Here is a 14,645-nt window from a genome sequence, read left to right on the forward strand (position 1 = left end):
CGCGCCGCGTCTCGCCGCTTATCGCGGCGAGCCACCCTCTCCCACAAGGGGAGAGGGTGAAGAAGCCGTCTTCTCCGCCAGCCGAAACCGCAGCGTGAACTCCGCGCCGCCGCCCGGAAGATTCTCCACCGCCACCGTCGCGGCATGATCGTCCGCGACCCCGCGCACGATCGAGAGCCCGAGGCCCGCGCCGTCGCTGCGCTGGCGGTCGGCGCGCCAGAAGCGCTGGAAGATCAGCTCGCGCTCGTTCTCCGCGATGCCGGGGCCGCAATCGCGCACGCGCACCGAACCGTCCTCGCGCACCTCGACGTCGACGGCGGTATCCTTCGCCGTGAACTTGATGGCGTTTTCGGCGAGGTTGAAGATCGCGCGCTGGAGCATCTCCGCATTGCCATGGATCAGCACCGGCGCGTCGGCGCCCTTCAGCGCGATGTCCTTGTGCTGCGCGATCGCGAACGGCGCGATGGAGCCGACCACCTCGGCACAGACGGCGCGCAGGTCCGCGGTCTCGCCGGGATCGAGCACCAGGGTGTCGAGCTCGGCGATCTCCAGCAGCTGGGCGACGATGCGGCTCATGCCCTCGATGTCGGCGTGCAGCGCCTGCCGTGCGGCGCCATCGCCCAGCGTCTCGATCCGCGTACGCAGGATCGTGAGCGGCGTGCGCAATTGATGCGCGGCATCCGCCGTGAACTGCCGCTGCACCCGAAAACCGTCCTCGAGCCGGTCGAGCGCCTGGTTCACGGCGGTGACCAGCGGCATGATCTCGCGCGGAATCTGTTCCGTCGGCAGGCGGATGTCGGTGCGCGCCGGGCCGATATTGCTGGCCTCCTCCGAGGCCTTCCACAATGGCGCGATGGCGCGGCGGAAGATGATGATGTCGGCGGCGAGCAGGATCAGCAGGATCGGAATGGTGATCCACCCGACCCGGCGGAAGAAGTTCGAGATGATGTCGTCGATGATGACGTCGCGATGCGCCAGATCCTCGGCCACGCGGATGCGCACGATCTTGCCGTCGATGATGCGGGTGACGCCGGCGCCGGAAATCGTCTCGGAAAGCGTCGGCGGCGCCGACGCGGCCGCTCCCGTTTTGCGGCGGGACGAAAACAGCAAACGGCCGTCGGCATCGCGGATATCGTAGAGATAGCGGCCGTAGGCCTCCGAATAGAGGCCCCGCAGGCTGTCCGGCAGGTTGAACGTCAGCAGGCCGTCCGGCGCCGCGACAATGCGCTCGGCCAGCACCTCGGCCTGCGCGCGCATGGCTTCGCGGTGCAGCTGGTCGACTTCGGAATTGAGCAGCCAGAACAGCACCAGCGGCAGGAAGATCGCGACGACCGCGACCGCCACGATGTGCATGAACACGATGCGCCAGATCAACGATTTGAATGTCGGCGATTTGCCATAGGCCCCGGCGGCCGCCACGCTATTTCTCCTCGGACATGAGATAGCCGACGCCGCGGATGGTGTGGATCACGACCTTGGCGCCGTGCTCGGTGAGCTGCTTGCGCAGCCGCGAGACGTAGACCTCGACCGCGTTGGAGGCGACCTCGCCTTCGAGCCCGAAGATGTGGTCCTCGACATTCTTCTTCGGCACCACCCGCCCCTGCCGGCGCAGCAAAATCTCCAGCACCGACGTCTCGCGCGCGGAGATGATCCGCGGCTGGTCGTCGACGAAGATCTGGCGGCTCTCGGTGTCGTAGACGAGATTGGCGAGGCGTAGCGAGCGGCCGAGCAGCTGGCCGGGCCGGCGCAGGATCGCCTCCAGCCGCGCCACCAGCTCCTCCATCGCGAACGGCTTTGCGAGATAGTCGTCGGCGCCGCTGCGCAGGCCGCTGACGCGATCCTGCAGGCCGCCGCGCGCGGTCAGCACCAGCACCGGCAGCGGCTCCATCTGCCGGCGCAGCTCGCGCAGTACCGACAGGCCGTCGCCGTCGGGCAAGCCGAGGTCGAGGATCATCGCAGCATAGCTGACGCTGCTGACCGCCTCGCGTGCCTCGGCCGCGGTGCTCACGATGTCGCTCTGGTAGCCGGCGGCCGACAGCCCGGCGGCAACGAGCCGCGACAGCTCGACATTGTCCTCGACGATCAGAAGGCGCATCGCAGTCCCGCCGGATGTTCCGGTGCAATCACGGCTCGCGCCGCATCTTCGCTCTCTTCCACCATTCCGGCCGCCTCGGCCAGCGAAAAAGCGCGTGGCAGGCTCGCCCGCGCCCCCTGTCAGGTTCGTGTAAGCCGATCTGGGCGCGTTCCCATGATGGTTTACTCGATCACCTCGTCCGCGCCGGCAATGACTGCTGCGGAGAACGGATGGCCGAGCAGTTTCGCTGCCTTCAAATTGACAACGAGCTCCACCTTCGTGACGAGCTGAACCGGAAGATCGGAAGGCTTCTCGCCCGACAGAATGCGTCCGGCATAGATACCCGCGCGACGGTGCGACTGCACGAAATCTCCTCCGTAGCTCATCAAGCCTCCAGCCACGGGAAAGTCTCGGGTCTGCGTGATTGCGGGCAATTGATATTTCATCGCGAGAGCCGCCAGCCGGGCACTGCGAAATGCAAAATAAGGGTCGGAGGTAAACACAACTCCGCCTGGCCCGTCCCTGGCAACGGCCGCGAACACGGATTCAAATTCATCCTCCTTGCTTGCGCTATAGATCTGCAGTTGAACCCGCAGGGTTTCTGCGGCCGCCTGAAGCTTCTGCAATTGTGATGGTGCGGTCGGACTTGTCGGGTTGGCGACCACCGCCAATCGGGTCGCCGTGGGCAACAGGTCGCGCATCAGCTCAAGCCGCTTTGGCGACACATCGACGCTCAGGCTCGATACCCCAGTGATATTTCCGCCCGGCCGCGACAGGCTGTCCACCACGCGTAGCTGAACGGGGTCGCCGCCCATCTCGAACACGATGGTCTTGGTCGTACCCGTACCCTTCGCGGCAAGTGCCACGGGAGCCCCGCCAGGAGCCACGATCAGATCTACATTTCTGGCGACCAATTCGGCAGCCAGGGCTGGCAATCGAGAATATTGTCCGGCGGCCCACTGAAAGTCGATCGCCACATTGCGCCCCTCGACGAAGCCGGCTTCCTCCAGTCCCTGTCGGAAAGCCTCAAGTCGACTGCCAAAGAGCTCGGGTGACTCCGGGCAAAGATATCCGATGACCGGCATGGAGGGCTTCTGCCCATACGAGACGGTCGTCCACGTCGCGGCGCCTGCCATCCAAAGAAGAAAATCACGCCGTCTGGCGCGTCTGCGTAGCGTTGCTGCTTCAGAGTTGGCGCACCTCATGCCCACGGACCCGCTGCCGTCAGCCGTTTGCCGGAGCATAGCCCCGGATACGCGGACAGTCTCTAGCGGATTGTGCCGGGCATCCCGCGGCCACTCGGCTCGAGAGCCTCGAAGGATATTCCGAAGACTGGAATGGCTTCGTCAAATCCTTTGATCTCGCGGCCCCCGAGATCCTCAACGGGCCGCCTGCCCTTGACGTCGGCGGCGACTTTGGCGTCGATCAGGATTTCCTTGTCTGCGGCAGATGCGCACAGCCGGAAGATTCACGACGCTTCCAATGGCGGTGTAGTCGAGCCGGTCCTCGTATCCGATCCGGCCGACAGTCGCCGGCCCGCTGGCAAGGCCGATTCCGAAACCAATGTGGTAGCCACGCGATCGCCAGCCGGCGATGAGGGCTTGCACGTTCGTCTGCATGTCGATGGCGAGATCGATGGCTCTCAATGCAGGCTCTACGACCGGGACAGGTGCGTTCACCAGCACCATCAGTCCGTCTCCGGAGAAATTGATCAGCGTTGCCTCGAATTTCGTGATGACCCTGCCAAGGCTTTCATAATATTCCGACAATACGCTCATGACGTCCTCGGGCGCGGCGCCTGCTGAAAACGCGGTGAACCCCCTCAAATCGCAGAAGACAACGACGACTTCCGTACGGCGGCCGTCCAGCACGCTGTCATCGCCGGCTCGATCGACGAGATCGGCGACCTGGGGGGCAAGGAACCGCTTGAGCTTGGCGATGCGCTCCTGGTGCTGCTGCGCCAGCGCCAGCTCGGACGCCATTCTGTTGAAACTGTTTGCAAGACGCTGGAACTCGTCCCCGGTGTGGATCGAGATGCGGTGGTCAAAGGACCCGGCACCAATCCTCTCCGTGCCCTCCTCGAGCAGCTTGATCGGCTCCGTCATCCGGTGCGCCAATGCATAGGCAAGAATGCCTGCGAGCATGGTGCTGATTGCGAGAAGCATTGCCGTCCGCCACAGGGCGGAATAGATCGGCGCGTAAGCTTCGGATAGCGGCTGCACGACCACGACTGTCCAGTCGGGGCCCTGTACGGGAGCAGCGCTGGCGGCAACATAGTGTCCTTGCGCATCCCGGCTCGTTGCGAAGCCCGCTTTCGACCCTATCGCGTCCCGCACAGCCCGAAATGGCTTGGAGGTTGCTTCCTCCGCCCCGCGGAGCACGAGGCTGATGTCGGGATGGGCGATCAGGCGACCCGATCGGTCCAGGACGAAGGCGGAGCCGGTCTTTCCGACCTTGATCGCCGAGATCACGTCCCAAATCAGCTTGAGGTTCACTTCGGCTATGACTGCGCCGACAGCCGGTCGGTTGCCGGCAATCCCGACCGTCAAGTACGGTTCGGAGCCTCGATTGTAGCTGACGTCGCTGAACCAGATCTGAGCTGCGCGGGCACCAACCAGGGCGGGATCGGCTGATCGGTCCGTGCGGCTCTCGATACGATTGAGGCCGATCCGCGAGATGTAGAGACGCTCCAGGCCATTGCCGTCGAGGAGTGTGAGACTGACGATGGCGGGCGCTTGTCGAAGCAGGCGCAACGCGTCGGTCCGCCGGCGTTCGTCGAACTCGTCACTCCATGGAAGCTGAACCAGCCAGCCAAGCTGACTCGTGATGCCGTGGATGAAATCGTGTATCTCGGCGGCCGCGGATGCGGACTGGAGGCTAAGCCACTGGTCGAGCCTCGCGCGCTGATCGCGATAGCCGAACCACGCCTCAATGACGCCGTTGAATGCAAGTGGGATCGCGACAGCCACGAAAAGCGCGAACAGATATTTATGAAAAAGGCCGCGAAACCGATCCTGAGGAATCATGATCCGGTCTCCTGATAATCACATAAATACAATGACCCAGAATAACATGTCGCTCCGCCGTCGGGTGGAGTTCATTCGAACCCGAGCGTACCGGTGCACCCTTCGCGCTTTCTAGGGCGGACCAGCAACGCGGTCCGGCGACAAATTGGCGCCATGGCTGAATTGTCGGCCGATGTCAGCCTCCGGCTGACTGGCCTTCGCGCCGCACGCCGGCTTTTGACCACCCTGAACGGGCGTTGCTGCCGGGCAGACGTAGCATGCGCCGCAGCCACGTTGATCTAGGTCAAGCATCACCCCCGCCTTTGGCCTCACGTCATGTTCAGCCCATTTCAGGCGGTGACGTCGCCTTTCAGTTCGCTGGCGCCCGGCAATTTCCAGCTCGGCGTCGCATTCTTCCAGTGGCCTCCTCTCCCTCCTGATCCTGCAGCAGGCTTATTGGGGGTTCGTCGACGAGGACCTTGCTCATGATAACAATTCCGGAACTGACGTCCCAGGCGCTCGGTGCGTTCCTCATCTCGGAGACAAAGGGCCGCTTCGGCTCATCGCATGCCAGCTTGCCGGAATTGCTCCCTTACGCTGCGAAGCTGGCCCTGGAATGTATCGGCAACAGCGATGCATTGTATCACAACGTGGAGCACACCCTGTTGGTCACGCTGGTGGGGCACGACATCCTGATCGGCCGCTCACTTCTGAGGCAAACCACGGCCAGCGATTACGCTCACTTTATCCTGGCCTGTCTGATCCACGACATCGGCTACGTTCGGGGCGTCATCTACGGAGACCAGGAGGGCGCCTATGTCGTTGATGGTACCGGCCGAACGGTTGAGTTGCCGGTCGGCTCCTCCGATGCAGCGCTTGCGCCCTATCACGTCGATCGCTCAAAATTGTTCGCGGTGGAGCGCCTCGACGCTGTCGACCAGATCGACGCCGCGCGCGTTGCCCAAGCCATCGAATATACCCGCTTTCCCTATACAGACGCACCAACGAGCGAACTCAAGGATGATCTGGACGAGGAAGAAGGTTTGTTGCTGCGCGCCGCTGATCTGATCGGCCAGCTCGGCGATCCGAACTACATGAAGAAATCAAATGCGCTCTTCTATGAATTCGAAGAGATAGGGCTCAACAAATCGCTCGGATACGCCACACCCGCGGACGTGGTGCACAAATATCCGCAGTTCTACTGGACCAAGGTCGCACCGCAAGTCCCAACGGCGATCCGTTATCTGAACGTAACGTCGAGCGGAAGACAATGGATCAGCAACCTGTATGGCAATGTCTTCCGCGCCGAGCGAGAGGTCAGACTATCTGGCCCGCAGCTGTAGATCGGTGGTCTTGGACGGATTCGAGGCTCCGGTTTTGGAGCTTGAATCACGTCTCGGGCAGCGCCACCAACCCGCAATGGCTGGTCGCGGTCCGGCCAATGCTCTGAATTTACTTCCGCTTCCGGCGGCATAACGGACATCGCCGGACTTGCTGCTGGTCTGGCCCTGTCGCGAATGACCGAAGGCGACGTTTCGGACCTGTGGGCACCGTCTTGATTTAGATCAATAGAAGCCTTGCGGCATTGTGTCCCGAGTAGGCGCCCACAGGGTTCTGACGTCTCCAAGAGGGAGCTTCCAATGACCCGTGCCCGCCAGGATGACGATAGCTCAAAGCCAGAAAGCCGCAACCGCCGCAACTTGCTGCTTTGCGGCACCACACTCACCGCCGCTTATTTGCTGTGCGCGCTGGGAACAACCAGCCTCGCGCAACAAACCACCGGCACGCCGGGTTCACCCAGCGCCACGACGACGATAGATGGAAAGTATCTCCCGCCGCCGCCGCCGAAGTTCGGCGGCGAGATCAACCTTGGGGCCAGCCAGTCGAAACCGTATTGGCCTGCGCAAGTAGTGCCGCCCAAGGGTGCGCCCAACGTGCTCCTGATCATGACAGACGATCAAGGCTATGGAGTTTCGGGGACCTTCGGCGGCGTCATCCCAACTCCTGCAATGGATCGCATCGCGAACGCCGGACTGCGTTACACGCAGTTCCACTCAACTGCTCTCTGCTCACCGACGCGGGCAGCGCTGATCACGGGCCGCAACCATCACTCGGTGGGCTTCGGCGTGATCACCGAAATGTCCACCGGATACCCGGGGTATGACTCCGTCATCGGGCCGGAGAGTGCCACCATCGGCACGATCCTGAGGGAGAACGGCTACACGACGGCGTGGATCGGCAAGAACCACAACACTCCCAGCTATCAACTGAGCTTGGCAGGACCTTTTGATCAATGGCCGAACGGGATGGGGTTCGATCACTTCTATGGCTTCATGGGCGGCGAAACTGACCAGTGGACGCCGTTTCTCTTCCGCGACCAGACGCAAGTCTTTCCGTGGGTAGGACGCCCCGGCTACAACCTCACCACCGACATGGCGGACGATGCGATCAACTACATGAGGGGGTTGAACAACGCCGCGCCAGACAAGCCGTTCTTCATCTATTACGTGCCCGGCGGCTCGCACGCACCGCACCAGCCTACGCCAGAGTGGATCAAGAAGATCAGCGACATGCACTTGTTCGATCAGGGCTGGGAAAAGCTGCGCGAGACAATCTTCGCCAACCAGAAACGGCTCGGTGTAATTCCGGCGAATACCCAGCTCACACCGTGGCCGGATGGCCAGCCAGAATACGGCGGCGCGAAGCTACAAAAATGGGACACGCTCAGCCCCGACGAGAAGAAGCTTTTCATTCGCCAGGCGGACGTTTTTGCAGCCTACACGGCCTACACCGACCATGAAATCGGCAGGGTCATTCAGGAAGTCGAAGACCAGGGCAAGCTCGACAACACACTCATCATCTACATCAGCGGCGACAACGGCAACAGCGCCGAAGGCTCCATCCTCGGCACCCCGAACGAAATGGCCGCGATCCAAGGCGTCAACATTCCAGTCGCGGAGCAATTGAAATTCTACGACGTTTGGGGTTCGGCCCAAACCACGCCGCACTTTGCGGTGGCCTGGACCTGGGCTTTTGACACACCATTCAAATGGACCAAGCAGGTCGCGTCGCACTTCGGCGGCACCCGTCAAGGCATGGCCATCTCATGGCCCGGTCACATCAACGAGGTGGGCGGCATCCGCACGCAGTTTCATCACATGATCGACATCGTGCCGACGATCCTCGAAGCCACCGGCATTCCAGCGCCGGTGATGGTCAACGGCGTTGCTCAGAAGCCGATCGAAGGCGTGAGCATGTCCTACACCTTCGACAAAGCAAACGCGAACGCCCCTTCGACCCGCAGCACGCAATATTTCGAGATGGTCGGCAACCGGGCGATCTACCACGACGGCTGGCTCGCCGCCACCACGCCGCCCGAGCCGCCGTGGGATCTGGGCTTCGGCAAGTTTCCCGATGTCGTCAACGGCTACACCTGGGAGCTTTACAATCTCGCCGAGGATTATTCGGAGAACAACGACCTCGCGGCCAAGATGCCGGACAGGCTGCGCGACATGAAGGAACTGTTTCTGGTCACGGCGCAGAAATACAACGTGTTCCCGCTGGATAACAGCTTCACCGCTCGCGCAGTCACGCCGCGACCGAGCGCGACCGCGGGTCGGACCTTATTCACCTACTCGGGTGAATCGTCTGGTCTTCCCTACAGCAGCGCCCCCGACATTGCCGGCAAGTCCTACTCCATCACCGCCGAGGTTGAAATTCCGCAGGGAGGCGCAGAAGGCATGATCAATACGCTCGGGGGCCGTGGCGGTGGTCATGGTCTCTACTTGCTCAAGGGCAAACCAGTCTTCGTGTACAATTTTTTTAACGTGGAGCGCTTCCGATGGGAAAGCCCAGCGGCGCTCGCACCGGGTAAGCATACCATCGTGTTTGATTTCAAGTATGACGGCCCCGGTTTTGGCAAGGGCGGCACCGGCGTCCTGTCGGTGGATGGCAAGGAAGTCGCCAGCAGGACTATCCCGCACACCATTCCGTTCGTCGAAACGATCTACGAGACCTTCGATGTCGGTGTGGACACCCGCACTGGCGTGGACGACAAGGACTACCAGCCGCCATTCCGTTTCACCGGCAAGATCGACAAGCTAACGGTCAAGCTGGTCCCGATGAAGGCTGCGGAGGAAAAGCTTCACCAACAGAAGGTCCAGGAAACGATAAACAAGGCACAGTAAGTCGCTCCGACTTAGCTGCTTGGCACTTCGCTTTTACCGAACTCAAAATTGCGACAGTCCGCGCCATCTTTTCTGTGTGATCAGGAGGGAAACATGCCTGTTGTACGGTTCCGTCTCAGCGACTTGAAATCAACCAAAGCCAGTGGAGCTTCAATTGCAGCACTAGTGGCGGGCGCGCTCGGGTTAGCGGCCCTCACGATGTCGAGTGTTTCGTTCGCGCAGAATATTCGAGGCAGCGCTACCGGCCCCACGACCGCCAAAGGCTACGATCATCCAGATCAATTCATTCACCTAAAACCGGTGAAGCCAGCCGACAACATGTATCCCGTTATCGCCCATTCGGAACAGGAGCAACAGGCGCGCGGAAAGCTCGCTGACCTCGAAAGGAAGACCGGCAAGAAGCCCAATCTCATTGTATTCCTACTCGACGATGTGGCCTGGACGGACCCCGGCTTCAACGGCGGGGGCATCGCGGTTGGCAACGAAACGCCTACGATGGACAAGCTGGCCAACGAGGGGCTGAACCTGACCTCGGCCTACTCGACGCCGAGCTGCTCGCCGAGCCGCGCCACGATCATGACAGGGCAGAACCCGCTGCACCATGGCATTCTCCGTCCGCCGATGTATGGCGAGCCGGGCGGGCTTGACGGCGCAATCACGCTCCCGAGCATTCTTAAGAAGCTTGGTTACGTGACGCGTGGTGCAGGCAAATGGCACATGGGCGAGAACCGTGGCTCCCTGCCGCAGAACGTTGGCTACGATGATTATCTCGGATTTCTCAGCGTGTCTGACGAGTACACGGAGTGGCGCGATCAGTATTTTGAACCCGAAATAGCGCTGAGCCCGTCCCGCTTCAAGATGATGGAAGAGGCTCCGTTCAGTCATTATGAGGTTCACTGCACTCCCACCAACACGGAACAGTGCGAAAACCTCAAGCTGATCGATCTTGCCTACATCAAGGACCTCGACAAGCGCTGGATGGACTACAGCGCCGATTTCATCAAGCAGATGAAGGACAGCAAGCAGCCGTTTTTCCTTTACCACGCGACGCGCGGCTGTCATTTCGACAACTATCCGTCCGACGAGTGGGCAGGAAAATCGCGAGCGCGCACCGTGTATAGTGACTGCCTGGTGCACATGGACTATGTGCTCGCGCAACTCGTCAAGGCGCTTGAGGATACGGGTCAGCTTGAGAATACGCTGATCTTACTGACCTCAGACAACGGACCCGAATGCGAAATCCCGCCGCATGGCCGAACCCTATTCCGGGGCTGCAAGGGTTCGTCATGGGAGGGAGGCGTGCGCGTCCCGACATTTGCCTACTGGAAAGGCATGATAAAGCCGCGCCGGTCGGAGGGACTGTTCGATCAAGCGGACATCCTGCCGACCTTTGTATCGCTGGCAGGTAAGCCCGGTGCACAGCTTGCCGAGTTCTTCCCGAAGACGACTTACGTCGATGGCGTTGATCAGTCCGGCCTGCTGCTCGCCGACAATGGTGAGTCGGCCCGCCGCGAGCGCATCTACACCCTCAATCAATACTTCGCGATGATCCGCATCGATGAGTTCAAATACATTTGGACGGCTGAAATCGAGAATGGGTTCTTTCAGAAGGGTGATTGGGGCGGGTTCAGTGGTCCGATCGCTGTCGACACAGGAGGCGCGGTCATGGTGAACCTCTACACCAATCCAAAGGAAGACGTGTCAACAGGGCTACGCCATCTTCCGATGGGCGTACCATTGGCGGGCGCGGCGGCCTCGTACATCAAGGACCTCGTCAAGTATCCGCCGCAGTTCAAGATTGGTGTCCTCAACAACAATCCGCCGATCTACAATCTGCTTCCAAAGGTAAAGGACGCGATTGAGAGGTTCCAGCAGGATCAGGAAGAAAAATATCCGCGGCACCAATAGCGTGAAACAACTGCACGGGGGCGGAACGACCCGGGACTGCCCTCGCGAAAAGCGTCAACGACGAGAGCGCTTGTCGTTGACAAGTACCCGCTTTACACAGCCTGGACCCAACTCGGACATGGACACGGGCGTGGTAGAAAGGCGTGAACTTAGTCAGTGACGACCCTGACCAACCCGCCGGGAAAATCTGCTACTTTGGAATGCGGGCGTTTCATTGTCGACGGTCTAAGGAGGGGAGGCGTCCAGCAGCAATAAGGTGAAGTCGTACCGCCGGCCTTCGATCCGATTGTAGAAGTGATCGGCCGCCGGCAGAGGCGTTTTCAGCAGCTCGCCGCCGAAGAGTTCGTGAACGAGCAGCGCCGTGACGTTGCACTGTCCTACCGCCGGATTGTTCGGCGTCCATTGGCTGGAAGTCGACAACGACCATGCCTTGCGCAGCGCGCGTCGAACCTCATCGGGATCGAAGCTCATCGTCACCTCACGGGATCGGCACCGCAGCGCCAATTTCGGATTATACGATGCTAGCTTTTTGCCACTGTTTTGCCCGACGTGTCAAACGGGTTCGTTGCTGGGTTGAGCCCCAACTCCATCCACTCGTCATTGCGAGCGTAGCGACTTGTCCGCCGAAGCCTCGGCGAAGGCGGAAGCAATCCAGCAACCCTCCGCGGTGACAGTCTGGATTGCTTCGTCGCAAGGGCTCCGCGCAATGACGATGCGGGAACGGACGCGGGGCAAATGACGATGTCATTCCAGATGCCGCGATCAGGCAAAATCGCCGCGTTGGCCCCGGCTGTGCGACGATTGCCCCTTCCCGCTGATTTGCCCCGACGCGTCAAGCTGTTGGCAGCATTCACAGGGCGGCCTGCCCTCACCCTGCTTCTACTGTGCATGGGGTTGTTTTTCATATTTTTGTTTGGGCGGCCGCTGGCGGCAAAGAAAAAGCCCGGCCTCGCGAACGAGGCCGGGCTCTGTCGTCTTGCGACGTTTCGAAAGATCAGCCGCGGGTGCGCGAGCGGATCATGAAGCTGTCGTAGGTGTATTCGGCGACCTGCCACCATAGATATTCGTCGGAGCGGTAGGCCTGCATGGCGTCGATCGACTTCTTGAAGTCGGGGTTCTTGGCCGAGATCTCGCCCCACAGCTCGTTGGTCGACTTGAGGCAGGCCTCGAGCACTTCGTTGGTGAAGGGACGAAGCTGGGTGCCGCCGGCGACCAGACGCTTCAGCGCCGCCGGGTTCTGCATGTCGTAGCGCGCGGCCATCCAGCTGTTGGCGTTGGCCATCGCGTTGGTGAGGATCGCCTGGTAGTTCTTCGGCAGCGAATTCCACTTGTCCAAATTGGTGAAGGCGTGGACGGTCGGACCGCCTTCCCAGAAGCCGGGATAGTAGTAGTACTTGGCGACCTTGGCGAAGCCGAGCTTCTCGTCATCGTAGGGGCCGACCCACTCGGCGGCGTCGATGGTGCCCTTCTCCAGTGCCGGATAGATGTCGCCGCCGGCGAGCTGCTGCGGCACGACGCCGACCTTCTGGAGCACCTGGCCGGCGATGCCGCCGATGCGCATCTTGAGGCCGGAGAGGTCCGCAACGGTCTTGATCTCCTTGCGGAACCAGCCGCCCATCTGGGTGCCGGTGTTGCCGCAGGGCTGACCGATCACGTTCGACTTCTTGAAGAACTCGTTGCCGAGTTGCTCGCCGCCGCCCTGGTACCACCAGGAGTTCTGCTGGCGCGCGTTGAGGCCGAACGGCACCGAGGCGTAGATCGCCCAGGTCGGGTCCTTGCCGACATAGTAGTAGGAGACGGTGTGGCACATCTCGACCGTGCCGTTCGAGGTCGCATCGAGCGCCTGGAGGCCGGGGACGATTTCGCCGGCGGCGAACACCTGGATCTGGAATTTGTTGTCGGTCATCTCGGCGACGTACTTCGCCAGCTGCTCGCCACCGCCATAGATGGTGTCGAGCGACTTCGGGAAGCTCGACGTCAGGCGCCACTTGATCTCGGGCATGGACTGCGCGATCGCCGGCGAGGCCACCGCGGCGGTCGCCGCCGCGCCTGCTGCCGACACTTTCAGGAAATCACGACGCTTCATCTTCAGGTCTCTCCTTGTTGGGGCGTTTCCCCTAAACTTCCTCGTTGTCGCCGCTCGTTCCGGCGACGCGTTTTTGTCGCGTCGAACCGAAGGGGCTTGACTGCCGTGGCCTTTAACACGGAAGCCCCGCTTTCGGAACGCGACAATGGCATGACGGGGCTCTACGAAAGTCGCATGTCCCCAAAAGACCGGATCAGGCCGCGGCGATAACGCCTTTGAGCTGGTCCCGGACCTGCCCCGCAATGGCGCGATAGATCGCCGCATGAGGGCCGTCCGGCTCGCTGTCGACCACGGGATTGCCGGCATCCGAGGTGGCGCGAATCGCCATGTGCAGGGGGATCTCGCCCAGGAACGGTACCCCGAGCTTCTCGGCCTCGTGGCGCGCGCCGCCATGGCCGAAAATGTCCGATTTCGTGCCGCAATGCGGGCACTGGAAGTAGCTCATGTTCTCGACGATGCCGAGCACGGGCACGTTGACCTTCCTGAACATCGCAAGCCCCCGCCGTGCATCGATCAGGGACAGGTCCTGCGGGGTCGAGACGATCACGGCGCCCTTGAGCGGTACATTCTGCGCCAGCGTGAGCTGGGCATCGCCGGTGCCCGGCGGCATGTCGACCACGAGCACGTCGAGGCTCCCCCATGCGACGTCGCGCAGCATCTGCGTCACCGCCGACATCACCATGGGACCGCGCCAGATCATCGCGGTCTCTTCCTCCACCAGGAAGCCGATCGACATGATGGCGAGGCCAAAGCGCCTGAGCGGAATCATCTTGCGCTCGCCGTCCAGCGCCGGCTTCTCGTGGAGGCCCGTCAACCGCGGCACCGAGGGGCCGTAGATGTCGGCATCGAGCAGCCCGACCCTGAGGCCGAGGTCGCGCAGGCCCAGCGCCAGGTTGAGCGCGGTGGTCGACTTGCCGACGCCGCCCTTGCCCGAGGCAACCGCGATCACGGCGGCGACACCCGGAATCTCGGACTGGCGCGCCATCGGCGATTGGGCGCCGCCCTGCGGCGGTGGCTTGTGGGCGTGGACCGGCTGCACGCCCGGCGTGCCGCGGCTCGGCGTTGGCGGCGGAGGCGGTGCGGCACCCGGCTTGCGCTCGGCGGTCAGCGCCACCATCACGGTGGTGACGCCGGGAATGGCGCGCACGGCGGCTTCGGCCTCGGCCCGGACGGATTCCCAGGCCCGCGCCTCGGCGGCATCGACGTTGATCGAGAAGAACACCTTGCCGTCGGCCGCGCTGATCGCGCTCAGCACATTGGCATTGGTGAGCGCGACCCCGCGGGGCGACTTGATCCTGGCGAGGCTGTCGAGAACCTGTTGCTGCGTCACGCTCAAAGCGCATCTCCTGAACAGAGCATGATCCGGAAAAGTGTGGAGCGGCTTT

General features: G+C 61.9%; 9 protein-coding genes and 1 pseudogene. 3 read left to right on the forward strand and 7 right to left on the reverse strand.

Translation table 11 applies throughout. The features are described from left to right. Nucleotides 1-18: 18 nt before the first annotated feature. From AC0L3X_RS02470 to AC0L3X_RS02485, 4 genes and pseudogenes are all read right to left on the reverse strand, one after another. Nucleotides 19-1,353 (reverse strand): sensor histidine kinase, encoded by a 1,335-nt coding sequence (locus tag AC0L3X_RS02470; protein ID WP_371498199.1) that lies wholly within the window; start codon nucleotides 1,351-1,353, stop codon nucleotides 19-21. A gap of 67 nt (nucleotides 1,354-1,420) precedes the next feature. Then, complete coding sequence (locus AC0L3X_RS02475; RefSeq protein WP_028146749.1) at nucleotides 1,421-2,095, reverse strand: response regulator transcription factor; 675 nt, start codon at nucleotides 2,093-2,095, stop codon at nucleotides 1,421-1,423. Nucleotides 2,096-2,256: 161 nt separating this feature from the next. Further along, nucleotides 2,257-3,210 (reverse strand): ABC transporter substrate-binding protein, encoded by a 954-nt coding sequence (locus tag AC0L3X_RS02480; RefSeq protein WP_063984028.1) that lies wholly within the window; start codon nucleotides 3,208-3,210, stop codon nucleotides 2,257-2,259. A gap of 131 nt (nucleotides 3,211-3,341) precedes the next feature. Next, a pseudogene (locus tag AC0L3X_RS02485) lies at nucleotides 3,342-5,100 on the reverse strand (cache domain-containing protein). A gap of 464 nt (nucleotides 5,101-5,564) precedes the next feature. On the opposite strand from AC0L3X_RS02485, the gene AC0L3X_RS02490 reads away from it, so the two are divergent. From AC0L3X_RS02490 to AC0L3X_RS02500, 3 genes are all read left to right on the forward strand, one after another. Continuing rightward, nucleotides 5,565-6,422 (forward strand): hypothetical protein, encoded by an 858-nt coding sequence (locus tag AC0L3X_RS02490; RefSeq protein WP_063984030.1) that lies wholly within the window; start codon nucleotides 5,565-5,567, stop codon nucleotides 6,420-6,422. 297 nt (nucleotides 6,423-6,719) lie between these two features. Continuing rightward, complete coding sequence (locus AC0L3X_RS02495; protein ID WP_084795176.1) at nucleotides 6,720-9,266, forward strand: arylsulfatase; 2,547 nt, start codon at nucleotides 6,720-6,722, stop codon at nucleotides 9,264-9,266. A 93-nt stretch (nucleotides 9,267-9,359) separates the two neighbouring features. Continuing rightward, entirely contained in the window at nucleotides 9,360-11,174 is a 1,815-nt protein-coding gene (locus tag AC0L3X_RS02500; RefSeq protein WP_473316238.1) for a sulfatase-like hydrolase/transferase, read from the forward strand. Nucleotides 11,175-11,399: 225 nt separating this feature from the next. On the opposite strand, the gene AC0L3X_RS02505 is transcribed toward AC0L3X_RS02500, so the two are convergent. The 3 genes from AC0L3X_RS02505 to AC0L3X_RS02515 form a co-directional block, all read right to left on the reverse strand. Further along, complete coding sequence (locus tag AC0L3X_RS02505) at nucleotides 11,400-11,645, reverse strand: YunG family protein (RefSeq protein ID WP_425364300.1); 246 nt, start codon at nucleotides 11,643-11,645, stop codon at nucleotides 11,400-11,402. 523 nt (nucleotides 11,646-12,168) lie between these two features. Then, nucleotides 12,169-13,260: a TRAP transporter substrate-binding protein gene (locus tag AC0L3X_RS02510; RefSeq protein ID WP_014496209.1), complete on the reverse strand. Its 1,092-nt coding sequence runs from the start codon at nucleotides 13,258-13,260 to the stop codon at nucleotides 12,169-12,171. 193 nt (nucleotides 13,261-13,453) lie between these two features. Next, complete coding sequence (locus AC0L3X_RS02515) at nucleotides 13,454-14,596, reverse strand: Mrp/NBP35 family ATP-binding protein (RefSeq protein ID WP_063984034.1); 1,143 nt, start codon at nucleotides 14,594-14,596, stop codon at nucleotides 13,454-13,456. Between the last annotated feature and the right edge of the window lie 49 nt (nucleotides 14,597-14,645).

The sequence above is a fragment of the Bradyrhizobium sp. MI1.7 genome (assembly GCF_055811795.1).

Bases quoted from the DNA above. Each gene is read 5' to 3' on its own strand.
- AC0L3X_RS02495 (WP_084795176.1), top strand. From the start codon at position 6,720: ATGACCCGTGCCCGCCAGGATGACGATAGCTCAAAGCCAGAAAGCCGC.
- AC0L3X_RS02475 (WP_028146749.1), bottom strand. From the start codon at position 2,095: ATGCGCCTTCTGATCGTCGAGGACAATGTCGAGCTGTCGCGGCTCGTT.
- AC0L3X_RS02505 (WP_425364300.1), bottom strand. From the start codon at position 11,645: ATGAGCTTCGATCCCGATGAGGTTCGACGCGCGCTGCGCAAGGCATGG.
- AC0L3X_RS02500 (WP_473316238.1), top strand. From the start codon at position 9,360: ATGCCTGTTGTACGGTTCCGTCTCAGCGACTTGAAATCAACCAAAGCC.
- AC0L3X_RS02490 (WP_063984030.1), top strand. From the start codon at position 5,565: ATGATAACAATTCCGGAACTGACGTCCCAGGCGCTCGGTGCGTTCCTC.
- AC0L3X_RS02510 (WP_014496209.1), bottom strand. From the start codon at position 13,260: ATGAAGCGTCGTGATTTCCTGAAAGTGTCGGCAGCAGGCGCGGCGGCG.
- AC0L3X_RS02480 (WP_063984028.1), bottom strand. From the start codon at position 3,210: ATGGCAGGCGCCGCGACGTGGACGACCGTCTCGTATGGGCAGAAGCCC.
- AC0L3X_RS02470 (WP_371498199.1), bottom strand. From the start codon at position 1,353: ATGCACATCGTGGCGGTCGCGGTCGTCGCGATCTTCCTGCCGCTGGTG.